This window comes from Actinacidiphila cocklensis (assembly GCF_907177275.1).
Classification (GTDB): domain Bacteria; phylum Actinomycetota; class Actinomycetes; order Streptomycetales; family Streptomycetaceae; genus Actinacidiphila; species Actinacidiphila cocklensis.
In genome coordinates, this window is record NZ_CAJSLV010000089.1 from 1 (window position 1) to 24,940 (window position 24,940).

Sequence of the window (24,940 nt, forward strand, 5' to 3'; positions counted from 1 at the left end):
GTGCCGGGCCGGGCGTCCGCCGTGCCGTCGCGCGGGGCCGGGACCGCGGCGGGGGCCTGCGGCGGTCGCGCGGGCCAGGGGGTGTCGCGCAGCGAGACCCGCAGGTGCCCGTCGGAGTCCGGGGCGGCCGGGAGCGGGGGCGCGGCGGGGGAGCCCGCCGGGTCGAGGCGCAGCGTGGACTCACCCAGGTGGAGCAGCGCGCCCGGGGGCAGCGGCACCGGCTCGGGGCCGACCGCCCGCCCGCTCAGCGTCGTACCGTTCGTGGAGCCCAGATCGGCGACCGTGAGGCCGCCGTCCGGGCCGAAGGCCACCTCGCAGTGCAGCCGCGACACGTCGGGGTCGTCCAGCGGCACATCCGCGTCGGCCGACCGCCCTATCGTGGCCCGGCCGCCGGGCAGCAGATGGACGCCGCCCGCGTCGGGACCGCCGACGACCAGCAGCCGCGCCACGTCGGCAGCCGGGCTGCCGTACTCCCCGAAGCTGCCGTACTGCCCGTGGTCGTACGGCCCCGCGGGGGCGTTGAGCGCCAGCACCGCGCCGTCGACCAGCGGCGGCACCCCGAGCACGGCGGTCGGCGGCACGCGGTCCCGCCCGACGTAGAGCGCCACCGAGGACCCGGCGGAGCGGCCCGGCTGCCCGGACCCCGCGGCCGAGGCGAGCGCACCGGCCACCGAGCCGAGCACGGTGCCCGCGGGCGCGGTGACGAGCACGTCGCTGCCGCGTGCTGCCCGGCCGCTGCGCGGCCCGAGGACGGTCAGCCGGATCTGCATCTCGTCCGCGGTCCCTTCTGCCCGGGCACGCGGCGGGAAGACCCTCCCCTGACCGCGCACGAGCGCGTTGACACTGACACCTACGACAGCCGGCGGCATCTGCCGGCCGCGCACCGGACCGGACGGATTCCGGCGGCGCGCAGGCACGAGCGGCAGGGCCGCCCCCCGCTGCCCCCACCGGACCGTACGGGTGCATCCTCCCACCCGCCACCGACATGATGACGCCGGTACCACCTCCGGTGATCTTGTCCTACCGTCGACCGCGCCGCTCAGCGCCCGATAACCGTCCGTCGACCGATCGCAGCATGGCGTGAAGTGACCTGTTCCGGCCGTTCCGCGACCGTGTCCAGGCCGTATCGGAGCCGGTTCCGCGCCCGTTCCTGGCTGCCTCCCGACCACTTCCCGGCCGCCCGGTGACGTAAAACGGCGGAAGCCGTTCCGCTCGCGCTCGCGCAACCAGCGGCCCCTTCCCGGCGTCCTACCCGGGAATCCCGGCGCCGCCGCCCGGCCACGGTCCGCCGCGCGGCACTACGCTTGGCCGGAATCGGGCACCGTACGGCAGCCCGGTCACTACGGAGCAGGGAGCGCAGACGTGCGGCCGGTAGGCAGCAAATACCTCCTGGAGGAGCCGCTCGGACGCGGCGCCACCGGCACCGTCTGGCGTGCCCAGGTGCGTGACGAGGCGGGCAGCACGGTCGCCGTCAAGGTGCTCAAGGAAGAGCTGGCCGGCGACCCCGACGTGGTGATGCGCTTCCTGCGCGAGCGCTCCGTCCTGCTGCGGCTGCGCCACCCGCACATCGTGCGGGTCCGCGACCTGGTCGTCGAGGGCGACCTGCTCGCCCTGGTGATGGACCTCGTCGACGGCCCCGACCTGCACCGCTACCTGCGCGAGAACGGCCCCTTCACCCCGGTCGCCGCCTCCCTGCTGACCGCCGCCGTCGCCGACGCGCTCGCCGCCAGCCACGCCGACGGCGTCGTCCACCGCGACCTCAAGCCCGCCAACGTGCTGCTCGCCACCCTCACCGGCGAGGACGGCGACGAGCGGATGCACCCGATGCTCACCGACTTCGGCATCGCGCGGCTCGCGGACTCGCCGGGCGTCACCCGTACCCACGAGTTCGTCGGCACACCCGCCTACGTGGCCCCGGAATCCGCCCAGGGCCGCCCGCAGACCTCGGCCGTCGACATCTACGGCGCCGGCATCCTGCTCTACGAGCTGGTCACCGGGCGCGTGCCCTTCCGGGGCGAGAACGCCATCGAGGTGCTGCAGGCCCATCTCAACCAGCAGCCGCGCCGCCCCAGCACCGTCCCAGAACCGCTGTGGACGGTCATCGAGCGCTGCCTGCGCAAGGAGCCCGCGCAGCGCCCGAGCGCCGACAGCCTGGCCCGCGCGCTGCGGGTCGTCGCGGCGGGCGTCGGCGTGCACGCCAGCCCCGCGGCGGCCGAGGCGGCCCTCGGCGTGGGCGCGCTGCTCGCCCCCGACGAGACCCCCACCCTGGTGCCGGGCACCGGCCTCGGCGCCGCACAGGGCGCGGGCGGCGCCAGCACCGACGCCGACCCCACGCAGGTGCTGCCGCACGGACAGGGCGGCGGGTACGACCCGAACGCCGCGACCAGCGTGCTGCCCTCGGAGGCCGGGGACCGCTCCGACCGCGCCGCCGACGGCACCCGCGTGCTGCCGCCGGTGCCGGGCGGCGCCCCCCAGGCGGGGCAGGGGCAGGGCGGCGGCCCGCACCCCTGGGAGTCCCAGCTCAGCGCGGCCCGGCAGCGCAACGACCAGACCGAGGCGCGCTACCTGCCGCCGGAGATGGACCCGCTCTTCCGCCGCCCGCGCCGCCAGCCGGGCCAGCCCGCACAGCCCGAGGGGCAGGGCGGGCAGGGCTACGGCTACCCGCAACAGCAGCAGTACCAGCAGCAGCAGCGACAGCAGGGCGGCGGCGGGCAGGGCTACGGCTACCCGCAGCAGCAGTCAGGACCCCCGCAGCAGCCGCGCTACCAGCAGCCCCAGCAGCAGCCCCGCTACCAGCAGCCGCAGCCGCAGCGCTACGAGCCGCAGCAGCGCCCGCCGGCGGCCCCCGAGCCGCCCCGGCAGCACGAGCCGCGGCGGCGCAGCGCCAACCCGGTCAAGATCCCCGGCCTCGGCTGCCTCAAGGGCTGCCTGACGGTGATCCTGGTGATCATCGTGCTCTTCGTCATCGTCTGGTACACCACGCCGCTGCCCCACTGGGTCGACAGCACCCGCAACCTGTGGGACGCGACGTCGAGCTGGGCGCACTCGGCGTGGGACAAGATCTCCTCGATCACCGGCGACTCGGGCGGCGGCCAGGGCGACAACAACCCCGGCATCACCAACACGCCCGACCTGAACGGCCTCACCGGGCAGAACGGCGTCGACGGACTCAACGGCCTGACGGGCAACTAGCGTCTCGTCGCCCGCCTGTCCGCTGTCCCTGTCCGCAGTCCCAGTGCGCTGTCCGCGTTCGCAGCCCCCTGTGCCGGCCCTGTCGGCACGCCCGCCCGCACGCCCGTACGCCTCCGGTCCGCGTACGGGCGGACGGCCGTCGTACACCCATTTCGGCGTCCACCTTGGGGATTTGTCGACTTCCGAAGGGTGATTTCTCGTGCAGAACGCCTACTCACCGGTCTCCCGTACCCCGAACGGCCCCTGTTCCGCGTAGCTTTGTCGGCAGCACGGGGTCGCCCACGCGACGGACAGCCGGAGGAGTCGGAGCAAGCCTTGGCCAGGAAGATCGGCAGCCGCTACACCGCCCACCAGGTGCTCGGGCGGGGATCCGCGGGCACGGTGTGGCTCGGTGACGGCCCCGAGGGACCGGTCGCCATCAAACTGCTGCGCGAGGACCTGGCCTCCGACCAGGACCTGGTCGGCCGCTTCGTGCAGGAGCGCACCGCACTGCTCTCGCTCGACGACCCGCACATCGTCGGCATCCGCGACCTGGTGGTCGACGGCAGCGACCTCGCCCTGGTGATGGACCTGGTCCGCGGCACCGACCTGCGCTCCCGGCTCGAACGCGAACGGCGGCTCGCCCCCGAGGCCGCCGTCGCCATCGCAGCGGACGTCGCCGACGGGCTCGCCGCCGCCCATGCCGCGGGCGTGGTCCACCGCGACGTCAAGCCGGAGAACGTCCTGCTGGACTCCGCCGCCCCCGCAGGCCCCGGCGGCGCCCCGCCCGCGCTGCTCACCGACTTCGGCATCGCCCGACTCGTCGACTCGCCCCGCCGCACCCGCGCCACCCGCATCATCGGCACCCCCGACTACCTGGCCCCGGAGATCATCGAGGGCCTCCCGCCGCGCGCCTCGGTCGACATCTACGCGCTGGCCACCGTGCTCTACGAGCTGCTCGGCGGCTTCACCCCCTTCGGCGGCGGCCACCCCGGCGCGGTCCTGCGCCGGCACGTCACCGAGGCCGTACAGCCGCTGCCGGGGCTGCCCGCCGACCTCGAACGCATCCTCACCGCCTGCCTGGCCAAGGCACCCGCCTCCCGGCTCACCGCGGGCGAGCTGGCCACCCGGCTGCGCGACCTGCTGCCGCGGCTCGCGGGACTGCCCGCGCTCGACGTGGCCGCGCCCGGCGACGCCGGCGACGAGGGCGGCTACGCCGACACATCGGCCGAGCCGCAGCCCGCCGCCGTACCGCCCGCCCCGCCCGCACCCGCCGGCGGCGACCGCAGGCGCGGGGCCGTACCGCTGGTGCGGGGCGCGGTCCCCGACTCCAGCCGGGACACCCACACCAGCATCAAGCTGCCGACCGCCGAGGAGCTGGCGGGCTACGGCGCCGCCTCCCGCGGCGCGGGCAAGGGCCGCGCCTCGGCGCCCGGACGCCCCGCCAGCCCCCGGCACCGTGCGGTCTCCGACGCGATGCGGCAGCGGCGTATCCGCTTCGCCGCCGCGGCTGCCGCCGCGCTCGCCGTCGCCGGCATCGGCGGCTGGAGCATCGCCGCGGCCGGCTCCTCCGGCTCGGCGGGACCCGGCACCTCCCGCGACGACGCCACGCCGACGACCGACCCCGCCACGACCACCCCCAAGGCCACCACCCCCGCCGCCCCCACCGCGGCCGCCGACGCCCCGCAGAGCCGTACGGGACCGTCCCCCGCGCTGCCCCGCTGGTCCGCCTTCCAGGGCGTCCCGGCCGCCGGCGTCCCGCTGGTCGGCGGCCCGCGCGCGCTCGCCGTGGGCAGCAGCACCTACGTCTTCGCCCGCGGCCAGGACAAGAACGTCTGGTACGTCGTCCGCGACGGTTCCGGCTACGGCCCGTGGCACAAGCTCAGCGGCATAAACGTCGCCGACGACCCGGCCGCGGTCTCCGCGAAGGCGGGCCGGATCGACCTGTTCGCGCTCGGCACCGACGGCCTGCTCTACCGCAGGACCATGGCCGGCGGCCACTGGAACGCCTGGTCGCAGGTCGACGAGCGCACCCACTTCGACGCCGCCCCCGCCGCCGCGTCCTCGGAGCCGGGCCGTATCGACCTGGTCGGCAGGGTCGGCGGCGACCTCGTGACCGCCTCCCTGGTCGGCAGCCGCTGGAACGCCTGGGCCGTCGTCCCCACCGCGGGCCGCATCACCGCCGCCCCCGCCCTGGTCTCCAGGACCCGCGGCACCCTCGACGCCTTCGTCGTCCGCAAGGCCGACGGCGCCGTGCTCCAGCTGCCGTACTCCGGCGGCGCCTGGCGGCCCTCCGCGGTCGTCCAGGGCCTCGACGCCACCGCCAGGCCCGACGCCGTCGCCGCCGGGGGCCGGCTCTACGCCTTCGCGCCCGGCGGGCAGGCCGCGGTCGCCCCCGACGCCGACTGGTCGACCGCCCCGCTGCCGGGCACGCCCACCGCCCTGGGCGCGGCGGCCGCCTCCCCTCACGTGCTGGAGATATTCACCCGCACACCGTCCGGCACGCTCAGCCGGGCCACGGCGTCGGTGTGAGCCGAGGTCCCGCCGGTGCGTCCCGCCGCCGCCGCGGCGGCGGGATGGCGCCATCGGCGCCAAGGCCGGAGCAGTACGTTTCGGCCAGCCGGTAGGCTGGACCCGTGGCAATCGTCGATGTATCCGAAGAACTGAAATCCCTGTCCTCGACCATGGGGTCGATCGAGGCCGTCCTCGACCTCGACCGGATGCGGAACGACATCGCCGCGCTTGAGGAGCAGGCCGCCGCGCCGTCCCTGTGGGACGACCCGGACAACGCGCAGAAGATCACCAGCCGGCTCTCCCACCTCCAGGCCGAGCTGCGCAAGGTCGAGACGCTGCGCGGCCGTATCGACGACCTCGGCGTGCTCTTCGAGCTGGCCGAGGCCGAGGACGACGCCGACACCCGCGCCGAGGCCGAGGCCGAGCTGGAGAACGTCCGCAAGTCGCTCGACGAGATGGAGGTCAGGACCCTGCTGTCGGGCGAGTACGACGCCCGCGAGGCCCTGGTCAACATCCGCGCCGAGGCCGGCGGCGTCGACGCGGCGGACTTCGCCGAGCAGCTCCAGCGGATGTACCTGCGCTGGGCCGAGCGCCACGGCTACTCCACCGAGATCTACGAGACCTCCTTCGCGGAGGAGGCCGGCATCAAGTCGACCACCTTCGTGGTGAAGGCCCCCTACGCCTACGGCACCCTGTCCGTCGAGCAGGGCACCCACCGCCTGGTGCGGATCTCCCCCTTCGACAACCAGGGCCGCCGCCAGACCTCGTTCGCCGGCGTCGAGGTCCTCCCCGTCGTCGAGCAGAGCGACCACGTCGAGATCGACGAGTCCGAGCTGCGCGTCGACGTCTACCGCGCCTCCGGCCCCGGCGGCCAGGGCGTCAACACCACCGACTCCGCCGTCCGCATCACCCACATCCCCACCGGCATCGTCGTCTCCTGCCAGAACGAGCGCTCCCAGATCCAGAACAAGGCCAGCGCCATGAACGTGCTCCAGGCCAAGCTGCTCGAAAGGCGCCGCCAGGAGGAGCAGGCCCTGATGGACTCCCTCGGCAAGAGCGACGGCGGCAACTCCTGGGGCAACCAGATGCGTTCGTACGTCCTGCACCCGTACCAGATGGTCAAGGACCTGCGCACCGACCACGAGGTCGGCAACCCCCAGGGCGTCCTCGACGGCGACATCGACGGCTTCATCGAGGCGGGCATCCGCTGGCGCAAGTCCCGCGAGAAGACGGCGGCTTGAGCCGTCTGTGACATTGGGCATGTCACAGACTTGTGCAGAAGTGCCGGGCACACGAGGGTAATGCGGACATTGTGTGCTTAATGGCCTTGACGCCCCTGGGGAAAGCGGCGAGGGTGATGCGCGGCATGCGCATGTCTGAGGCGTCAGCTCACGGGGGCGAGCGTTGCGATTCCCTCCAGTGACAACCCTCACGATGCCTGCGCGGCCCGAAGCAGACATCTACTGGGGGTAATTGACTCATGAGCAAGCGCAACACGCGGCTGCGTGTCGCCCGCATAGCCGCGGCGGCCGTCATAGCCGGCGGCGCCTCCCTGACAGCGGTGGGCGCGGCCCAGGCCGTGTCGAACGACGGTACGTCCACGTCGCCCATCCACGTCCTGGATGGGCCGACGACGGGTCCGGTCGACCCGCTGAGCGGCGCGGACGGCGGTCCGACCGACCCGCCCACGACGGCCCCTCCGACCGACCCGCCGACGACGGACCCGACGGACCCGCCGACGACGCCTCCCACGGACCCGCCGACGACGGACCCGACCGACCCGCCGACGACGGACCCGACGGACCCGCCGACGACGCCTCCCACGGAGGAGCCGACGACTCCTCCCACGCATCAGCCGCCCACGACCGGCACGTCCAACGGCAACGCCAACGGCGGCTCCACGTCGAGCCCGACGTCGCCGAGCGGTACGAACCCCGACGGCAACAACAACACCTGCACCCTGACCGGTGACAGCGTCGACTGCGGTAACAACAACACCAGCACCGACAACACGCAGCCGGTCCCGCAGGGCGACACCACGAGCCAGCTCGCCGAGACCGGCTCGAACGGCACGACGTTCCTGCTGATCGGCGCCGCGACCCTGATCGCGGGCGGCATCGGCTTCCGCCTGACCCCGCGTCTGGCGGCCGGCCGCCGCGACGCGGCCTGACGGCAGCGCGCACCCGCGCCAAGGGGTGGGGCCGGAACGCACACGCGTTCCGGCCCCACCCCTTTTGCCTCGCACTCGCTGGGGCGCGGAGTTCTGCGGCGGCACGGGCACCGTCAGATCGTCGGTAATCGCCCACGGCGACAGCCGCGTTGGCAAGAACGGGCCGGGCGCAGGCTACGAGAAGAGCCAATAGGGCAAACTCACCTGCGTCCTGTTGTGGGGCTGAGCGTTCCGTCGCATCAAGCCCTGGAACAGAGTCTTCATGTTCACGAAGTCGGAATTCTTCGTCTTGAGAGACTTCCGATGGACCCTGCTGCTCGACCAGTCGAAGGAGGGCAACGACCCTCAGTCGCGCAGCGCGACAGCAGCCGCCGAAGCCGCAATCCAGTGGCGCTCCGAGCGAAGATCGGGGAAGCTCGCGCGCATGGTTTCAGTGGTGGAGAACATCGCGATCGACTGTGCGGACGCCTATGCGCTGGCGAAGTGGTGGAGCGGCGTAACGGGGCGTCCGCTGCATCCGGAGGACTTCCCGGGGGACCCGGAGGCGCAGGTGCTGCTCTCGGACAACGGGCCGGTGCTGCACTTCAACCAGGTGCCGGAGGTCAAGACGGCCAAGAACCGGATCCACCTCTGCCTGCGGCCCGAGACCTCACGCGACGAGGAGGTGGACCGCCTGCTGGCGCTCGGCGCCGGCTTCGTCGCCGACCACCGCAAGCCCGACGGCTCGGGCTGGGCGGTCCTCGCCGACCCCGAGGGCAACGAGTTCTGCGTCCTGCGCAGCGCCTCCGACCGGGCCGCCATGCAGGCGTGACGCGGACCGGCGCCGTGGGAGGCTGGACGGGTGGATCGTGGGCGGGAAGTGCGGCGGGACAAGGACGCGGTCACCGTGGAGATCGTGTTCGCCCTCGTGACGGGCGGAGCCCTGGCCGCGGTGGTCTTCGTGGCCGGATACGCCGGCGTGCGGGTCCTCGGGGTGGGCGGCGGCGCGCGGGACGGGGTGCTCACCGTCAGTGCCGGGGTGGCGGCCCTGTGCGGAGGGTGGCGGGTCGTACGGGTGCTGCGGCGGTTCGAGGCGTGGCGGCGTCAGGGCAGCTGAGAGCAGGCGGCTCAAGACAGCGGAGAGTGACCGGAAGGTCACGCCGTGGCGTGCTCCACGACCAGGACGACGGCCAGCAAGGCCACCAGGAGGGCGATCAGGGTCGCGGGGGATATGGAGGACCAGCCCGGCTCCTGCTGCATGCGGGCACGGTTCGCGCGGCATACGGGGCAGCGACCCTCGGCCACCGGGCCGGAACAGTTCGCGCACACCAGCCGGTCGACTGTCATGGTGGTCTCCTCACTCCGTTCTGGTGAACGCTCCCGGTGGGTGAATCGTTCCCGGGAGGGATGCTCGCCAGTCCTGGTGTCGGCACTGCGTACGCACTCTCCATCGTGCCAGGTTCCGCGGCGCCGTGCGCTCGGAGGCGGGAGAGCGGGAATGAACGGGCTTGCCCGGTTATGCCCTGTGGGACGGCCCACCAACCCGCTACGACGACTGCGCGCGGCTTGACCCGTCGCGTAGTGTCGCCCTCATCCCCTGTCCGCTCTCCCCGCAAACCCCTGGTGCGAACGTGATCCGATTCGACAACGTCACCAAGACCTACCCCAAGCAGAACCGTCCCGCCCTGCGGGACGTGTCGCTGGAGATCGAGAAGGGCGAGTTCGTCTTCCTGGTGGGCTCCTCGGGCTCGGGCAAGTCGACGTTCCTGCGGCTGATCCTGCGCGAGGAGCGGACCGACACCGGCATGGTGCACGTGCTGGGCAAGGACCTGGCCCGGCTGTCGAACTGGAAGGTCCCGCACATGCGGCGCCAGCTCGGCACCGTCTTCCAGGACTTCCGGCTGCTGCCGAACAAGACGGTGGCCCAGAACGTCGCCTTCGCGCTGGAAGTGATCGGCAAGCCCCGGGGCACCATCCGCAAGACCGTGCCCGAGGTGCTCGACCTGGTCGGCCTGGCCGGCAAGGAGGACCGCATGCCGGGCGAGTTGTCCGGTGGTGAGCAGCAGCGCGTCGCCATCGCCCGCGCGTTCGTGAACCGGCCCATGCTGCTGATCGCAGACGAGCCGACCGGAAACCTCGACCCGCAGACGTCGGTGGGCATCATGCGGCTGCTGGACCGGATCAACAGGACCGGCACCACCGTGGTGATGGCCACCCACGACCAGAACATCGTCGACCAGATGCGCAAGCGCGTCATCGAACTGGAGAAGGGGCGGCTGGTTCGCGACCAGTCGCGCGGTGTCTACGGCTACCAGCACTAGCCGCGTCCACGGCCGCCGGCACCAGCCGCAGGCCGTCCGCAGGACATCGTCCCCCTTCCGAAAGGAACCTCGACCCCCATGCGCCTCCAGTTCTTCCTGTCGGAGATCGGCGTCGGCCTCCGGCGCAACCTCACGATGACCTTCGCCGTGATCATCTCCGTGGCGCTCTCGCTCGCCCTCGCCGGCGGCGCCCTGCTTGCCAACAAGCAGGTCGACTCGATGAAGGGCTACTGGTACGACAAGGTCCAGGTCACCGTCTACATGTGCAACAAGGGCGACGCGACCTCGACGCCCAGCTGCGCCAAGGGCGCGGTGACCGACGACCAGAAGGCGCAGATCCTCGCGGACCTGAAGAAGCTCCCGATCGTGGAGAAGGTCTACTACGAGACCGCGGAGGGCGCGTACAAGAACTACGAGCAGCAGTTCAAGAACTCGCCCATGGCCTCGTCCATCACGCCCGACCAGATGCAGGAGAACTACCGGGTCAAGCTCAAGGACCCGACGAAGTTCACCGTCATCGCCAGCGCCTTCCAGGGGCGCCCGGGTGTGCAGTCGATCGAGGACCAGCGCGCGGTGCTGAAGAACCTGTTCTCGCTGCTGGGCGGCATGACCAAGGCCGCGTACGTGGTGCTGGCCTTCATGCTGACCGTCGCGATGCTGCTGATCATCAACACCGTGCGGGTGTCCGCGTTCAGCCGCCGCCGGGAGACCGGCATCATGCGGCTGGTGGGCGCGTCCAGCTTCTACATCCAGATGCCGTTCATCATGGAGGCGGCCTTCGCCGGCCTGGTCGGCGCCGCGGTCGCCAGCGTGATGCTGCTCGGCGGGCGGTACTTCATGATCGACGCCGGCCTCAAACTCCAGGACAAGATCCCGCTGGTGTCCTTCCTCGGCTGGGACTCCGTCATCCAAGTCCTGCCGCTGGTGCTGCTGATCGGCTTCCTGATGCCGGCGTGCGCCGCATTCATCGCGCTGCGGCGGTACTTGAGGGTCTGATCCGACGACGGCCGGGCGACGGCCGGGCGACGGCAAGGCGACTGCCGGGGGTGTCCACGGGACCCGCCGGCGGTCGTCGTATCTTTCCGTACGCCGCCCGATTCTCGCCTAGACTTCCGGCCATGTCCGGCCCGTTGCTGTTCGGGACGCCCCGCCGTATCCGCCGCGGGGCCACCCTGACGTTGGTCTTCGGCACCATGCTGGCCACCGGTGCCGCCGCAGGCAGCCTGGCGGAACCCCAGCAGCGCGCCCGGCCCCGGGTCGCCGCGGCCCCCGCCGACGCAGGCCGGCCCGGCACCGACTCGGCCCGCACGGACGCCTGGAGCGCCGGCGGCGACGCCAAGGGCGCCAGGAACGGCGGGAAGTCCGGCGGCGGCATGAAGCAGAAGGCCGACAGCGAACGCATCGCCCAGGAGATCGCCCAGGGCAAGGTCGGCCCGCAGGCCGTGCAGAAGCTGGTCAGCCGCAGCGGCGACCGCTGGTCGTCCTTCTACACCGCGCAGGAGTACGCGGGCCTCCAGGAGGCCCTGGACGGCCGCTACGTCGGCACCGGGCTGTGGGTGCGGCGGATCGACGGCGGCCGCATCCAGATCGCCCGGGTGCAGTCCGGCAGCCCCGCCGGGCGGGCCGGCATCCGGGTCGGCGACGTACTCGACTCGATCGACTCCACCCGATGTACCGGCCTCGCGGTCACCGAAGTGGTCGCAGCCCTGCGCGGCGGCAACGTACCGGGCAGTACGGTCAGCCTCGCCGTACAGCGCGGCGGCCGCGAGTGGACGGTCACGATGCAGCGGGCCACGCTCGCCACCGAGGCGGTCACCGTGAGCAGCCCCGACGGCCCCGAGGGACCCACCGACATCGCCATCGACGCCTTCACGCTCGGCACCGGCAAGCAGGTGCAGGCAGCGGCCGCCGCCGCGAAGCACGGCGTGCTGCTCGACCTGCGGGGCAATTCCGGCGGCCTGGTCGAGGAGGCCGTCGCCGTGGCGTCCGCCTTCCTCGACGGCGGCCTGGTCGCCACCTACGACGTGCACGGCAAGCAGCAGGCGCTCTACGCGGCCCCCGGCGGCGACACCGCCAAACCGCTGGTCGTCCTGGTCGACGGCGGCACGATGAGCGCCGCGGAGCTGCTGGCAGGGGCGCTCCAGGACCGCGGCCGGGCGGTGGTGGTCGGCTCGCGGACCTTCGGCAAGGGGTCGGTGCAGATGCCCAGCACCCTGCCGGACGGCTCGGTCGCGGAGCTGACCGTCGGCCACTACGACCTGCCCGACGGCCGCGGGGTCGACGGCCACGGCATCGAGCCCGACGTCCAGGTGGCGGGCGGCGACGACGCGGCGGCCGAGGCGCGTGAAGTATTCGCTGGCCTCGGCACCCCCTCCTAGTGGGAGAATGGCCGGGCTATGGCAAAAGAGACCGGTCGCAAGTTCATCGCGCAGAACAAGAAGGCGCGACACGATTACCTCATCCTCGACACGTTCGAGGCGGGCCTGGTGCTCACCGGCACCGAGGTCAAGTCGCTGCGCCTGGGACGCGCGTCGCTCGTCGACGGCTTCGCGCAGCTCGACGGCGGCGAGGCGTGGCTGCACAACGTGCACATCCCGGAGTACGTCCAGGGAACCTGGACCAACCACTCCGCCCGCAGGAAGCGCAAGATGCTGCTGCACCGGGCCGAGATCGACAAGCTCGTCCACAAGACCCAGGAGACCGGCCACACCATCGTGCCGCTGTCCCTGTACTTCAAGGACGGCCGGGTGAAGGTCGAGATCGCGCTCGCGAAGGGCAAGAAGGAGTACGACAAGCGGCAGACGCTGCGGGAGAAGCAGGACCGCCGCGAGTCCGACCGCGTGATCTCCGCTGCCCGCCGCCGCCAGCGCGCCTGACACGCCGGCGCCCGAGGTGTGGCGCCCGGCGCCCCCTTCCGGGGGATGCGCCGGGAATACGCTGGCCGCGCCGTGCGCTGATCACGTACGATAGGTCCAGCGGCACCGGGCCATGGTGAGCCCGGTCTGCACATTGAAAACACCACATGGGGATGATCGGTTTCGACTGGGGATGTCGAAGCAGGGGAAGCGAGCCGAGGAAGCGGCAATGATCTCGTTAACCATATGTCGCAACCAATAATCGCCAACACCAAGCGCGATTCCTTCGCCCTCGCTGCCTAAGTAGCGACTTGCGAAGTGTCAGCCCGGGGGTGATCCCGACCCGGATCCTGGCATCATCAAGGGATCTAAACTTCTAGGACCGGTCACGGGTCCTGGAAGGAAATCAAACAGTGACTGGGCCTGTCGGCGGCTTGTCCGCGTGACTGCCGGGGCCGAGAAAAGCACAGCGGACTGCGCTCGGAGAAGCCCTGTTTCCGCACCACAGGACGCGGGTTCGATTCCCGCCATCTCCACTCATCCCATGCGCCGGACGGCGCCTCCCAGACGGGGGGCGCCGTTCGGCGTTTCCGGGCGCTCACAGCGCCCGCGAAGGGCGAATGAGAGCACGGTTGCGCTCGTGTGACCTGCTGGCACAGGGCGGTAACGCGCCGTTCCTATCGTCGGGACGACACCCGGCGGAGCACAGGACCAGGTCACAGGGAGGCGCCATGAGTCGATGGACAGGCCGGTGGATCGAGCAGTGGGATCCCGAGGACGAGCGGTTCTGGAACGAGGGCGGCGGCAAGCGGATCGCGCTGCGCAACCTGGTGTTCTCCGTGCTGTCCGAGCACATCGGGTTCTCCATCTGGAGCCTGTGGTCGGTGATGGTGCTTTTCATGGGACCCGAGTACCACGTGGACCCGGCCGGGAAGTTCTTCCTGGTCGCGATGCCGACGCTGGTCGGCGGGGTGCTGCGGGTGCCGTACACCTTCGCGGTGGCGAAGTTCGGCGGCCGCAACTGGACGATCGTCAGCGCGCTGATGCTGCTGGTCCCGACCGTGACCGCGTCCTTCGTGATGAAGCCCGGCGTCTCCTACGGCACCCTGATGCTGGTGGCGGCCCTCACCGGGGTCGGCGGCGGCAACTTCGCCTCCTCCATGACCAACATCAACTCCTTCTACCCGCTGCGTGAGAAGGGCTGGGCGCTCGGCCTCAACGCCGGCGGCGGCAACATCGGCGTCGCCGCGATCCAGCTGATCGGCCTGCTGGTCATCGCCACCGCGGGCGCCACCCACCCGCGGGTCATCCTCGCCGTCTACATCCCGCTGATCGTGGTCGCCGCCGCACTGTCGGCGCTGTACATGGACAACCTCACGACGGTGAAGAACGACACCGGGGCCGCGATCGACGCCGCCAAGGACCCGCACACCTGGATCATGGCGGTCCTCTACATCGGCACCTTCGGCTCCTTCATCGGCTACAGCTTCGCCTTCGGCCTGGTCCTGCAGAACCAGTTCGGCCGCACCCCGCTGCACGCGGCGTACCTGACCTTCATCGGGCCGCTGCTCGGCTCGCTGATCAGGCCGCTCGGCGGCCGGCTCGCCGACCGCTTCGGCGGCGCGCGGATCTCGCTGTGGAACTTCCTGGGCATGGCCGCCGCCACCGGGGTCGTCGTGGTGGCCTCGCAGCAGAAGTCGCTCGGGCTGTTCCTGCCCGGATTCATCGCGCTGTTCGTGCTCAGCGGCCTGGGCAACGGGTCCACGTTCAAGATGATCCCGGGCATCTTCCAGAAGAAGGCCGAGGCCAAGGGCCTGACCGGGGAGGCCGCGGCGGCACACGGGCGGCGGCTGTCCGGTGCGTCCATGGGCCTGATCGGGGCCGTCGGCGCGCTCGGCGGAGTCGGCATCAACCTGGCCTTCCGGGAGAGCTTCCTCAACAGCCACTCCGGCACCCCCGCCTTCGTGTCCTTCCTGGCCTACTACGCCGTCTGTTTCGCGGTCACCTGGGCCGTATACCTGCGGCGGGCCGGCGGGGCCGCGGCGGGTACGGAGCAGGCCGCCCCGACCGGTGCGGCCGCCTACGCGGAGGTCTGAGCGCCTGACGCGTACGTAACATCCGGGAAATCCCGGCGAACCGAACCCGTCACCCCGCCTTGGGACGATGCCGGAACCCCGCGGGGTGGCGGGACGGAACGTGGAACCTCAGCAGCAAGGTGGGCGGAGCGATGCAGGCGCAGCAGGTGAGCGGGAACGGCGGACCCGAAGCGGTGGCACCGCTGGCGGGCTTCACCGTCGGCGTGACGGCGGCCCGCCGTGCCGACGAGCTGGGCGCGCTGCTGGAGCGGCGCGGCGCGACCGTCCTGCGGGCGCCGGTCCTGCGGATCGTGCCGCTCATCGACGACACGGAGCTGCTGGCCAAGACCAAGCAACTGCTGGACGGCGCCCCCGACATCGTCGTCGCCACCACCGCGATCGGCTTCCGCGGCTGGATCGAGGCGGCCGACGGCTGGGGCCTGGGCGAGGCGCTGCTGCGGCGGCTCGGCGAGGCCGAACTCCTCGCCCGCGGCCCCAAGGTGCGCGGCGCCGTCCGCGCCGCCGGGCTCACCGAGGCGTGGTCGCCCGCCTCCGAGTCGATGGCCGAGGTGCTCGAACGGCTCCTCGACGAGGGCGTCGACGGGCGCCGCGTCGCCGTGCAGCTGCACGGGGAGCCGCTGCCCGGCTTCATCGAGTCGCTGCGGGTCGCCGGGGCGCGGGTGGTGGCCGTCCCCGTCTACCGCTGGATGCCACCGGAGGACCTCGGCCCCGTGGACCGGCTCCTCGACGCGGTGTGCGCCCGGTCGATCGACGCGGTCAGCTTCACCAGCGCACCGGCGGCGGCGTCGCTGCTGGACCGCGCCGGGCAGCGCGGGCAGCTCGACGAGCTGATCGCCGCGTTCCGGCGCGACGTGCTCGTCGCGTGCGTAGGTCCCGTGACCGCGCTGCCCCTGCAGGCGCACGACATCCCCACGCTCCAGCCCGAGCGGTTCCGGCTGGGGCCGCTCGTGCAGCTCCTCGCCAGGGAGCTGCCCGGGCGGGTGCGCCCGCTGCCGGTGGCCGGCCACCAGGTCGAGATCCGGGGGCAGGCCGCGGTCGTCGACGGCCTGCTCCGGCCGGTGCCGCCGGCGGGGATGGCGCTCCTGCGCGCTCTCGCGCGCCGGCCGGGGTGGGTCGTCTCCCGGGCCGACCTGTTGAGGGTCCTTCCCGGGGCCGGCCGGGACGAGCACGCCGTGGAGACGGCGATGGCTCGCTTGCGCTCGGCCTTGGGGGCTCCGAAGCTCATTCAGACGGTGGTCAAGCGGGGGTACCGCCTCTCGCTGGACCCCCACGCCGACAAATACGCCCCGGGCGCCGCGCTCTAGCCCCCGGGCGCCCCCGCCCCCGGTCCCGGGACCTTCCCCCGGGCGGGTGGGCCAGGGCGACTGCCCCTTGCGGCGGGCTGCCGCCTTCAGCGCCACTGCGGCTTGTCGCGCGGTTCCGCCCCCAGAGCTTCGCCTGGGGGTACCCCCAGCGCCCCTTTTGGGCTGCGTCCTCCTGCGTACTGCGTTCGTCCCTGGCAGGGGCGAACCTTCGGGGGGAGGGGGTGAGCGTTTTTCAGGGGCGTGGGGAACTGCGCGCCGGCCACGACGGGACCCGGCAGGTGCGAGGCCACAGCAACGGGCACCCCGCCGGGAGAAGGGGACCGTACACCGACGGGGTACCCCGGGAGGTGTACGGCTCTAGCCCCCGACGGGAGTCGCCGGGCACTCTGGGGGGCGACCGTTTGGGAGGGAGGGGGCGATGGGGGAGTTGAGGTTCGACGGGGGGCGGGTGTGCCTGGACCTCGTGGCGACACGGGTGGCGCGGCCCGTCGGGGAGCGGCTCGACCGGGTCGAGCGGGTGGTCGAGTGGGTGTACGGCGCCGGGCTGGTCCCGCCGGGGACACCCGTGGACGCCGACCCGGGCTGGGCGCAGGGCCTGAAGGACCTCCGCACGCTCCTGGAGGCGCTGGTGAGCGCACAGCTCGACGGCACCCCGCACCCGCCGGAGGCGGTGGCGCGGCTCAACGGGTTCGCGCGGGCCGCCCCGCCCGCCCCGCAGGCCGTCGCGGGCGAGGACGGCACCCTGGCCAGGGCGCTCGCGGTGCCGCCCGACGGGGCCGGCCTGCTCGCAGCCGTGGCGAGGGACGCGGTGGACCTCTTCACCGACCCCGTCGCCCGCTCCCAGCTGCGCCGCTGCGAGGGCGAGAACTGCGCCCTGGTCTACCTGGACACCTCCCGCGGCCGCCGCAGGCGCTGGTGCAGCAGCGAGGTCTGCGGCAACCGCGAGCGGGTCGCGCGGCACCGGCGGCGGACGGCTCCGGCGCTGCGGAACGCCTGAAGCGCGCCGGGCGGGGCATTTCGCGGGGAAAACGGGGGCGGGCGGATGTGCCGGGTGGGCAGAAGGGCGCAGGTCGCGTACGGTTGCAGGCTGCCCCTCGCGCGGAACGGTAACCCGCGGGGCGGCGCACGACGTACAGAGAAGGGGGTCCTGCGTGGGCGCGCAGACCGCAGTTCAGGACCGGCAGGGGGGCGGCGGGGTCAGGGAGCAGGAGATCGCCGTCGAGCAGCAGCACCTCGACCGGGTCTACCGCCGTCTTGAGGAGAAGATCCACGAGGCGGAGTTCCTGATGAGCGACGCCGCCAAGAAGGGCCAGGCGGGAACGCCGGGTGCGCTCGCCGAGCGGGACGCGCAGGTCTTCAGGGCCGGGGTGCACCTGAACCGGCTGAACAGCGAGTTCGAGGACTTCCTGTTCGGCAGGATCGACCTGCTGCGCGGCAAGGACGGCAAGAAGGGCGTGGACGGCGCCTTCACCTCCGTCGACCCGGCGGACGACGCGATCCGCGACGACGCCACCGCCGACATCGCCGAGACCCTGCACATCGGCAGGATCGGCGTCCTCGACACCGACTACGCGCCGCTGGTCATCGACTGGCGGGCGCCGGCGGCCGCGCCGTTCTACCGCTCGACGCCCGTCGCGCCCGGCCGGGTCGTACGGCGCCGGGTGATCAGGTCCAAGGGCCGCCGGGTGCTGGGCGTCGAGGACGACCTGCTGCGCCCCGAGCTGACCACGGGGCTGCCCGTGGTGGGCGACGGCGCCCTGATGGCCGCGCTCGGGCAGGCCAGGACGCACACCATGCGGGACATCGTGTCCAGCATCCAGGCCGAGCAGGACATGGTGATCAGGGCGCCCGCGGCGTCCGTCACCGAGGTGACCGGCGGGCCGGGCACCGGCAAGACCGCGGTGGCCCTGCACCGGGCCGCGTACCTGCTCTACCAGGACCGGCGCCGCTACTCCGGCGGCATCCTGTGCGTCAGCCCGACACCGCTGCTGGTCGCGTACACCGAGGGCGTGCTGCCCTCGCTCGGCGAGGAGGGGCAGGTCGCGATCCGGGCGGTCGGCTCGCTCGTCGACGGGGTGAGCGCGGACCTCTACGACGAGCCGGCCACCGCCCGGGTCAAGGGCTCCCTGCGGATGCAGAAGGTGCTGCGCAACGCGGCACGCGGCTGCCTGGACCTGGCCGCCGGCCCGGACGCCCCCGCGACGCTGCGGGTGGTGGCCTTCGGGCGGCGCGTCGAGCTGTCGGCGGGCGAGCTCGCCGACGTACGGCACACCGCGCTCAGCGGCACCGCCCCGGTCAACCTGCTGCGCCCGCGCGCCCGGCGGCTGCTGCTCGACACTCTGTGGCGCAAGACCGGGCGGCGCTTCGACGACGCGGAACTCGCCGCCGAGGAGCGGCAGGGCTTCGACGAGGACATCTCCACCGAGCAGGACTTCATCGACTTCCTCGACGCCTGGTGGCCGGTGCTCGAACCGCGCCGGGTGCTGGCGGCGCTCGCCGACGAGAAGCGGCTGGCGCGCTGGGCACGCCGGGTGCTGACGCCGCCCGAGGTGCGGCGGGTGGCGCGGTCGCTGCGCAGGGACGGTGCGACCGCGCACGACGTGGCGCTGCTGGACGAGCTGGAGATGCTGCTCGGCCCCGCGCCCCGGCCCAAGCGGCGCGAGGCCGACCCGCTCGACCAGCTCACCGGGCTCGACGAGGTCACCACCTACGCCGACCGGATGTCCGGCGGGCGGCGCGGCCGCTCCGAGCGGCTGGACGAGGAGCGCACGGAGTACGCCCACGTCATCGTGGACGAGGCGCAGGACCTCACGCCCATGCAGTGGCGGATGGTCGGTCGCCGGGGGCGTACGGCGACCTGGACGATCGTCGGCGACCCGGCGCAGAGCTCCTGGTCCGACGTGGAGGAGGCGGCCCGCGCGCGGGACGAGGCGCTGGGCAGCAGGCCCCGGCGGCGCTTCACCCTGACCGTCAACTACCGCAACCCCGCGGAGATCGCCGAGGTCGCCTCGACGGTGCTGGCGCTGGCCATGCCGGGCATGGAGTCGCCGCGGGCGGTCCGCTCCACCGGCATCCTCCCGCGCTACGAGGTGGCCGGCGCGGACCTGGCGGCGGACGTACGGGCCGCCGCCGCGCGGCTGCTCTCCGAGGTCGACGGGACCGTCGGGGTCGTCGTGGCCATGAACCGGCGGGCGCAGGCCCGCGGCTGGCTCGAAGGGCTCGGCGAGCGGGTCGTGGCGCTGGGCAGCCTTGAGGCGAAGGGGCTGGAGTACGACGCGACGCTCGTCGTCTCCCCGGCGGAGATCGCGGAGGAGTCCCCTGCGGGGCTGCGGGTCCTGTACGTGGCCCTCACCCGGGCCACTCAGCGGCTCACCGTCCTCGCGGGCGACCGCGACGCTCCTGACGCCTCCGGCGTCCCCGACCTCCTCCGCCCCCTGGCCTGACCGTTTTCCCCGGGCCGCCCCCGGACCCCGCCCCAGAGCTTGGCCCGGGGGTACCCCAGCGCCCCTGGCAAACGCTCACCCTCTGTGCAGAGGGTGAGCGTTTGCCAGGGGCGAACTCGGTGCGGGGGAGGGCGCAGGCCAGAAGGGGCGCTGGGGGTACCCCCAGCGCGAAGCTCTGGGGGCGGAACTGCGCGACAAGCCGAGACGGCGGGAAGGAAGCGACGCCACAGCAAGTGGCACCCACTTCGGGCACACCCACACCGGGGGAAAGCCGGCCGGCCACGGCAGGCGGCACGCACGGGCGGCCGTGGCCCGGACCACCGGCCGGTGGTCGCTGCGTACAACGCAGAATGGGAGAGGTTGGTGACACCGACCCGCCATGCTCGCCTCGCGGCAAGTGGGCGCTCGAAGCGCCTAAGGTTGGGCCCGGGGGCTTGGATCGGGCCGGTGTCGTACCCAGGCTAACAAACGGTTGGCCGAAGCTCTTCCCGTGCCTGCCAAAACCGGGGTGTTGCGGCGTCTTCACATCGTGGAAGTAGTCTTCCACGGGTACGAACACCCTCAGCAGGAACCGGAAGAAGGTCGTCATGGCAACGGCGCCAAGCGTCTCCTACTCGATCACGGTGCGGCTGGAGGTCCCCGCGGGCGGGACCGCCGTCAGCGCGCTGACCACCGCCGTGGAGTCGTCCGGCGGGTCGGTCACGGGTCTGGACGTCACCGCGTCGGGCCACGAGCGGCTGCGGATCGACGTCACGGTCGCCGCGAGTTCCACCGAGCACGCCAACGAGATCGTCGGCAAGCTGCGCGGTATCGAGGGTGTCGCGATCGGCAAGGTCTCCGACCGTACGTTCCTGATGCACCTCGGCGGCAAGATCGAGATGCAGTCCAAGCACCCGATCCGCAACCGTGACGACCTGTCCATGATCTACACCCCCGGTGTCGCCCGGGTCTGCATGGCCATCGCGGAGAACCCCGAGGACGCCCGCCGGCTGACCATCAAGCGCAACAGCGTCGCCGTGGTCACCGACGGCTCCGCGGTGCTGGGCCTGGGCAACATCGGGCCGAAGGCCGCGCTTCCGGTCATGGAGGGCAAGGCGGCGCTGTTCAAGCGCTTCGCCGGGATCGACGCGTGGCCGCTGTGCCTGGACACCCAGGACAGCGACGAGATCGTGGCGATCGTCAAGGCGATCGCCCCCGGCTTCGCCGGCATCAACCTGGAGGACATCTCCGCGCCGCGCTGCTTCGAGATCGAGGCCAGGCTGCGCGAGGCGCTGGACATCCCGGTCTTCCACGACGACCAGCACGGCACCGCCATCGTGGTGCTGGCGGCGCTGACCAACGCGCTGCGGGTGGTCGGCAAGCAGATCGGCGACCTACGGGTCGTCATGTCGGGGGCGGGCGCGGCCGGTACGGCGATCCTGAAGCTGCTGATCGCGGCGGGCGTGAACCACGCGGTGGTCGCCGACATCCACGGCGTGGTGCACGCCGGCCGCGAGGACCTGGTCGACGCGCCCGCGGGGTCGGCCCTGCGCTGGATCGCCGACAACACCAACCCCGAAGGCGTGACGGGCACGTTGAAGGAGGCGGTGGCCGGCGCCGACGTCTTCATCGGGGTGTCCGCGCCCAACGTGCTGGACGGCCAGGACGTCGCTGCCATGGCGGACGGCGCCATCGTCTTCGCGCTGGCCAACCCCGACCCCGAGGTCGACCCGGCGGTGGCCCGGCAGACCGCGGCCGTGGTCGCCACGGGCCGCAGCGACTTCCCCAACCAGATCAACAACGTGCTGGTCTTCCCCGGCGTCTTCCGCGGCCTGCTGGACGCCCAGTCCCGCACGGTCAACACCGAGATGATGCTGGCCGCGGCCCGCGCGCTGGCGGCCGTGGTCGCGGACGGCGAGCTGAACGCGAACTACATCATCCCCAGCGTCTTCAACGACAAGGTGGCCGGCACGGTCGCCGACGCCGTACGCGACGCGGCCAGGGCGCAGGGTCCCGCGGTGTCGGCCGCCGCGCCCCCGTCGGCGGGCCAAGGGTTGTAGGCCGGGAAAGAGCAGGATTCGTATTCCCAGCGTCGAGCATGTGACGACAATCCGTCATCCCCGCCGTGCCGCAACGGTTTTTCCGCGACTCGCGCGGGCAGGCGATTGGCTTTCCGCCCATATATGGGGGCAGGATGCACACCTGGGCAGTGAGGCACACAGCAACAGCTTCGAGCTCGCGCCCCCATGGCAGAAAGAACACGGGAGTACAGATATGAACCGCAGTGAGCTGGTGGCCGCCCTGGCCGACCGTGCAGAGGTGACCCGTAAGGACGCCGACGCCGTTCTGGCCGCGTTCGCTGAGACCGTCGGTGAGATCGTGGCCAAGGGCGACGAGAAGGTCACGATCCCCGGCTTCCTGACCTTCGAGCGCACTCACCGTGCCGCCCGCACCGCCCGCAACCCGCAGACGGGTGAGCCGATCAACATCCCGGCCGGGTACAGCGTGAAGGTCTCCGCGGGCTCCAAGCTCAAGGAAGCCGCCAAGGGCAAGTAAAGCCTCGGAGCGCGTCGAAGGGCGGCCTCCCCGGTGCCGGGGAGGCCGCCCTTCCGTCGTGCCGGCGGTCCGCGTCAGGCGACCGCCGCGGCGGCGCTCACCGCGTGCGCGGGTGCGCCGGGCAGCTCGAAGTGGGCGCCCAGGCCCTCCAGCTTGGCCAGGAAGTTCTCGTAGCCGCGGTTGATCAGGTCGATGCCGTGCACTCGCGAGGTGCCCTGCGCGGCGAGCGCCGCGATCAGGTACGAGAAGCCGCCGCGCAGGTCGGGGATCACCAGGTCGGCGCCCTGCAGCTTGGTCGGCCCCGACACCACCGCGGAGTGCAGGAAGTTGCGCTGCCCGAAGCGGCAGGCGCTGCCGCCCAGGCACTCGCGGTAGAGCTGGATGTGTGCGCCCATCTGGCCGAGTGCGGAGGTGAAGCCGAGCCGGGACTCGTAGACCGTCTCGTGCACGATGGACAGCCCCGACGCCTGGGTGAGGGCCACCACGAGCGGCTGCTGCCAGTCGGTCTGGAAGCCCGGGTGGACGTCGGTCTCCAGTGCGATGGCGTTCAGCGGGCCGCCCGGGTGCCAGAACCTGATGCCCTCGTCGTCGATGGCGAAGGCGCCGCCGACCCGCCGGAAGGTGTTCAGGAACGTCATCATCGAGCGCTGCTGCGCGCCCCTTACGTAGATGTCGCCCTCGGTCGCCAGCGCCGCGCTCGCCCACGAGGCGGCCTCAAGGCGGTCGGGAATCGCACGGTGCGTGTACCCGCCCAGCTTGTCGACACCGGTGATCCTGATCGTGCGGTCGGTGTCCATGGAAATGATCGCGCCCATTTTCTGCAGGACGCAGATCAGGTCCTCGATCTCGGGTTCGACCGCGGCGTTCGACAGCTCCGTGACGCCCTCGGCGAGCACCGCGGTCAGCAGCACCTGCTCGGTCGAGCCCACCGACGGGTACGGCAGCCGGATCTTGCAGCCGCGCAGCCGCTGCGGCGCCTCCAGGTACTGCCCGTCGTCCCGCTTCTCGATCGTCGCGCCGAACCGGCGCAGCACGTCGAAGTGGAAGTCGATCGGCCGGCCGCCGATGTCGCAGCCGCCGAGCCCGGGGATGAACGCGTGGCCCAGCCGGTGCAGCAGCGGGCCGCAGAACAGGATCGGGATGCGCGAGGAACCCGCGTGCGCGTCGATGTCCGCGACGTTCGCACTCTCCACCCGGGTCGGGTCGAGCACCAGCTCGCCCGGTTCCTCGCCGGCGTTGACCGTCACGCCGTGCAGCTGGAGCAGTCCGCGCACCACTCTGACGTCGCGGATGTCGGGCACGTTGCGCAACCGGCTGGGTTCACTGCCGAGGAGGGCGGCGACCATGGCCTTGGGCACGAGGTTCTTCGCGCCTCTGACCCGGATCTCGCCTTCGAGGGGGGTTCCGCCATGGACAAGCAGTACATCGGCGATGTCGGTCATGGATCTCGCGATCGTCGGAACGGGTAGTGCCAGGGAGAACAGAGGAAATGGTAATGCGCCCCGCGACCCCCGCCGATGGCCCGTGCCGGGCGGGGCCGCACGGTCCCCTCCTGCCCCCGCCGCCGGGTTCCTACCAACCGCGTACGCCCTCGGCCCGCACCGGTCCCGCACGCGCCCCCTCCGCGGCGGCCCGGCATGCGGGATCATGTGGACCATGACGGAGGTGTCCTCGCTCACCGGGCGGCTGCTCGTCGCCACCCCGAAGCTGGCCGACCCCAATTTCGACCGGGCGGTGGTGCTCCTCCTCGACCACGACGCGGAGGGGTCGCTCGGCGTCGTCCTGAACCGCCCCACCCCGGTCGGCGTCGGCGACGTGCTCCAGCACTGGGCCGCGCTCGCCGTCCTGCCCCAGGTCGTCTTCCAGGGCGGCCCGGTCTCGCTGGACTCCGCGCTGGGCCTGGCCGTGGTGCCCGGCGAGCCGCGGCCCGGCGAGAGTGCCGACCTGCTGGGCTGGCGCCGGGTGCACGGGGCGATCGGCCTGGTCGACCTGGAGGCCCCGCCGGAACTGCTCGCTGCCGAGCTGGGGTCCCTGCGGATCTTCGCCGGGTACTCCGGCTGGGGGCCGGGCCAGCTGGAGCGGGAGCTGGTCGACGGCGCCTGGTACGTGGTCGAGTCCGAGCCCGGCGACGTGTCCGCACCGGACCCGGAAAGGCTGTGGCGGTCGGTGCTGCGGCGGCAGCGCAACGAGCTGGCCATGGTGGCCACGTATCCCGACGATCCGTCTCTCAACTAGTCTTGACTCTTATGAGCACTCTTGAGCCCGAGCGCGGGGCGGGCACCGGCACTCTGGTCGAGCCGACTCCGCAGCTCTCCCACGGTGACGGCGACCACGAGCGCTACGCGCACTATGTCCAGAAGGACAAGATCATGGCGAGCGCGCTGGAAGGCACGCCCGTCGTCGCCCTGTGCGGGAAGGTCTGGGTCCCCGGCCGCGATCCGAAGAAGTATCCGGTCTGCCCGATGTGCAAGGAGATCTACGAGGGCATGCCGCTCGGCGGCGGCGGAGACAAGGACAAGTCCGGCAAGGGCAGCGGCGGCAACGCCTGACGC

General features: G+C 72.4%; 21 protein-coding genes and 1 other RNA gene. 19 read left to right on the forward strand and 3 right to left on the reverse strand.

Features of this window, described 5'->3' with window-relative positions; all coding sequences use genetic code 11:
- Positions 1-770 (reverse strand): FHA domain-containing protein (locus NFU81_RS31785; RefSeq protein ID WP_251497793.1); only part of this gene is annotated, 770 nt, incomplete at its 3' end.
- 592 nt (positions 771-1,362) lie between these two features.
- Here NFU81_RS31785 and NFU81_RS31790 point away from each other — a divergent pair.
- From NFU81_RS31790 to NFU81_RS31815, 6 genes are all read left to right on the forward strand, one after another.
- Complete coding sequence (locus NFU81_RS31790) at positions 1,363-3,192, forward strand: serine/threonine-protein kinase (protein WP_251497797.1); 1,830 nt, start codon at positions 1,363-1,365, stop codon at positions 3,190-3,192.
- A gap of 315 nt (positions 3,193-3,507) precedes the next feature.
- The gene (locus tag NFU81_RS41420; protein WP_422665341.1) at positions 3,508-5,703 is read left to right on the forward strand and encodes a protein kinase domain-containing protein; all 2,196 of its coding nucleotides are present in this window, start codon (positions 3,508-3,510) and stop codon (positions 5,701-5,703) included.
- A gap of 104 nt (positions 5,704-5,807) precedes the next feature.
- The gene (prfB, locus tag NFU81_RS31800; protein ID WP_251497800.1) at positions 5,808-6,926 is read left to right on the forward strand and encodes a peptide chain release factor 2; all 1,119 of its coding nucleotides are present in this window, start codon (positions 5,808-5,810) and stop codon (positions 6,924-6,926) included.
- 239 nt (positions 6,927-7,165) lie between these two features.
- Positions 7,166-7,855 carry a hypothetical protein gene (locus NFU81_RS31805; protein ID WP_251497803.1) on the forward strand — a complete coding sequence of 230 codons (690 nt, stop codon included), beginning with the start codon at positions 7,166-7,168 and terminating at the stop codon, positions 7,853-7,855.
- A 424-nt stretch (positions 7,856-8,279) separates the two neighbouring features.
- Positions 8,280-8,666, forward strand: a complete 387-nt coding sequence (locus NFU81_RS31810) for a VOC family protein (protein WP_251497903.1) — start codon at positions 8,280-8,282, stop codon at positions 8,664-8,666.
- A gap of 30 nt (positions 8,667-8,696) precedes the next feature.
- On the forward strand, positions 8,697-8,951 hold the full coding sequence (locus tag NFU81_RS31815; protein ID WP_251497819.1) for a DUF6332 family protein: 255 nt from the start codon (positions 8,697-8,699) through the stop codon (positions 8,949-8,951).
- Positions 8,952-8,989: 38 nt separating this feature from the next.
- On the opposite strand, the gene NFU81_RS31820 is transcribed toward NFU81_RS31815, so the two are convergent.
- On the reverse strand, positions 8,990-9,181 hold the full coding sequence (locus NFU81_RS31820) for a hypothetical protein (protein WP_073493555.1): 192 nt from the start codon (positions 9,179-9,181) through the stop codon (positions 8,990-8,992).
- A gap of 284 nt (positions 9,182-9,465) precedes the next feature.
- Here NFU81_RS31820 and ftsE point away from each other — a divergent pair, with 284 nt between their 5' ends.
- The 11 genes from ftsE (at position 9,466) to NFU81_RS31875 (ending at position 22,388) form a co-directional block, all read left to right on the forward strand.
- The gene (gene ftsE / locus NFU81_RS31825; protein WP_251497822.1) at positions 9,466-10,155 is read left to right on the forward strand and encodes a cell division ATP-binding protein FtsE; all 690 of its coding nucleotides are present in this window, start codon (positions 9,466-9,468) and stop codon (positions 10,153-10,155) included.
- 78 nt (positions 10,156-10,233) lie between these two features.
- Entirely contained in the window at positions 10,234-11,151 is a 918-nt protein-coding gene (ftsX, locus tag NFU81_RS31830) for a permease-like cell division protein FtsX (protein WP_251497825.1), read from the forward strand.
- 122 nt (positions 11,152-11,273) lie between these two features.
- Complete coding sequence (locus tag NFU81_RS31835) at positions 11,274-12,533, forward strand: S41 family peptidase (protein WP_251497828.1); 1,260 nt, start codon at positions 11,274-11,276, stop codon at positions 12,531-12,533.
- Between the two features lie 18 nt (positions 12,534-12,551).
- Entirely contained in the window at positions 12,552-13,031 is a 480-nt protein-coding gene (gene smpB / locus NFU81_RS31840) for an SsrA-binding protein SmpB (RefSeq protein ID WP_251497831.1), read from the forward strand.
- A gap of 148 nt (positions 13,032-13,179) precedes the next feature.
- Positions 13,180-13,549, forward strand: a transfer-messenger RNA (tmRNA) gene (gene ssrA / locus NFU81_RS31845).
- 192 nt (positions 13,550-13,741) lie between these two features.
- Positions 13,742-15,106, forward strand: coding sequence for a nitrate/nitrite transporter (locus NFU81_RS31850; RefSeq protein ID WP_251497834.1), 1,365 nt, complete (start codon positions 13,742-13,744; stop codon positions 15,104-15,106).
- A gap of 131 nt (positions 15,107-15,237) precedes the next feature.
- The gene (locus NFU81_RS31855; protein WP_251497838.1) at positions 15,238-16,410 is read left to right on the forward strand and encodes a uroporphyrinogen-III synthase; all 1,173 of its coding nucleotides are present in this window, start codon (positions 15,238-15,240) and stop codon (positions 16,408-16,410) included.
- A 418-nt stretch (positions 16,411-16,828) separates the two neighbouring features.
- The gene (locus NFU81_RS31860) at positions 16,829-17,407 is read left to right on the forward strand and encodes a CGNR zinc finger domain-containing protein (RefSeq protein WP_251497841.1); all 579 of its coding nucleotides are present in this window, start codon (positions 16,829-16,831) and stop codon (positions 17,405-17,407) included.
- Positions 17,408-17,561: 154 nt separating this feature from the next.
- Positions 17,562-19,853 carry a HelD family protein gene (locus NFU81_RS31865; protein ID WP_251497843.1) on the forward strand — a complete coding sequence of 764 codons (2,292 nt, stop codon included), beginning with the start codon at positions 17,562-17,564 and terminating at the stop codon, positions 19,851-19,853.
- 587 nt (positions 19,854-20,440) lie between these two features.
- Positions 20,441-21,892, forward strand: a complete 1,452-nt coding sequence (locus tag NFU81_RS31870; protein ID WP_251497845.1) for an NAD-dependent malic enzyme — start codon at positions 20,441-20,443, stop codon at positions 21,890-21,892.
- 214 nt (positions 21,893-22,106) lie between these two features.
- On the forward strand, positions 22,107-22,388 hold the full coding sequence (locus tag NFU81_RS31875; RefSeq protein WP_016645140.1) for an HU family DNA-binding protein: 282 nt from the start codon (positions 22,107-22,109) through the stop codon (positions 22,386-22,388).
- 74 nt (positions 22,389-22,462) lie between these two features.
- Here NFU81_RS31875 and murA read toward each other — a convergent pair whose 3' ends face one another.
- Complete coding sequence (murA, locus tag NFU81_RS31880; protein ID WP_251497848.1) at positions 22,463-23,830, reverse strand: UDP-N-acetylglucosamine 1-carboxyvinyltransferase; 1,368 nt, start codon at positions 23,828-23,830, stop codon at positions 22,463-22,465.
- Between the two features lie 214 nt (positions 23,831-24,044).
- On the opposite strand from murA, the gene NFU81_RS31885 reads away from it, so the two are divergent.
- Positions 24,045-24,623 carry a YqgE/AlgH family protein gene (locus NFU81_RS31885; RefSeq protein ID WP_251497851.1) on the forward strand — a complete coding sequence of 193 codons (579 nt, stop codon included), beginning with the start codon at positions 24,045-24,047 and terminating at the stop codon, positions 24,621-24,623.
- Between the two features lie 11 nt (positions 24,624-24,634).
- Positions 24,635-24,937, forward strand: a complete 303-nt coding sequence (locus NFU81_RS31890) for a DUF3039 domain-containing protein (RefSeq protein ID WP_033176250.1) — start codon at positions 24,635-24,637, stop codon at positions 24,935-24,937.
- The last annotated feature ends 3 nt before the right edge of the window (positions 24,938-24,940 follow it).

Coding starts and splice junctions, on each gene's coding strand:
- NFU81_RS31805 (WP_251497803.1), top strand. CDS start 7,166: ATGAGCAAGCGCAACACGCGGCTGCGTGTCGCCCGCATAGCCGCGGCG.
- NFU81_RS31810 (WP_251497903.1), top strand. CDS start 8,280: ATGGTTTCAGTGGTGGAGAACATCGCGATCGACTGTGCGGACGCCTAT.
- NFU81_RS31820 (WP_073493555.1), bottom strand. CDS start 9,181: ATGACAGTCGACCGGCTGGTGTGCGCGAACTGTTCCGGCCCGGTGGCC.
- ftsX (WP_251497825.1), top strand. CDS start 10,234: ATGCGCCTCCAGTTCTTCCTGTCGGAGATCGGCGTCGGCCTCCGGCGC.
- NFU81_RS31835 (WP_251497828.1), top strand. CDS start 11,274: ATGTCCGGCCCGTTGCTGTTCGGGACGCCCCGCCGTATCCGCCGCGGG.
- smpB (WP_251497831.1), top strand. CDS start 12,552: ATGGCAAAAGAGACCGGTCGCAAGTTCATCGCGCAGAACAAGAAGGCG.
- NFU81_RS31850 (WP_251497834.1), top strand. CDS start 13,742: ATGAGTCGATGGACAGGCCGGTGGATCGAGCAGTGGGATCCCGAGGAC.
- NFU81_RS31855 (WP_251497838.1), top strand. CDS start 15,238: ATGCAGGCGCAGCAGGTGAGCGGGAACGGCGGACCCGAAGCGGTGGCA.
- NFU81_RS31860 (WP_251497841.1), top strand. CDS start 16,829: ATGGGGGAGTTGAGGTTCGACGGGGGGCGGGTGTGCCTGGACCTCGTG.
- NFU81_RS31870 (WP_251497845.1), top strand. CDS start 20,441: ATGGCAACGGCGCCAAGCGTCTCCTACTCGATCACGGTGCGGCTGGAG.
- NFU81_RS31875 (WP_016645140.1), top strand. CDS start 22,107: ATGAACCGCAGTGAGCTGGTGGCCGCCCTGGCCGACCGTGCAGAGGTG.
- murA (WP_251497848.1), bottom strand. CDS start 23,830: ATGACCGACATCGCCGATGTACTGCTTGTCCATGGCGGAACCCCCCTC.
- NFU81_RS31885 (WP_251497851.1), top strand. CDS start 24,045: ATGACGGAGGTGTCCTCGCTCACCGGGCGGCTGCTCGTCGCCACCCCG.
- NFU81_RS31890 (WP_033176250.1), top strand. CDS start 24,635: ATGAGCACTCTTGAGCCCGAGCGCGGGGCGGGCACCGGCACTCTGGTC.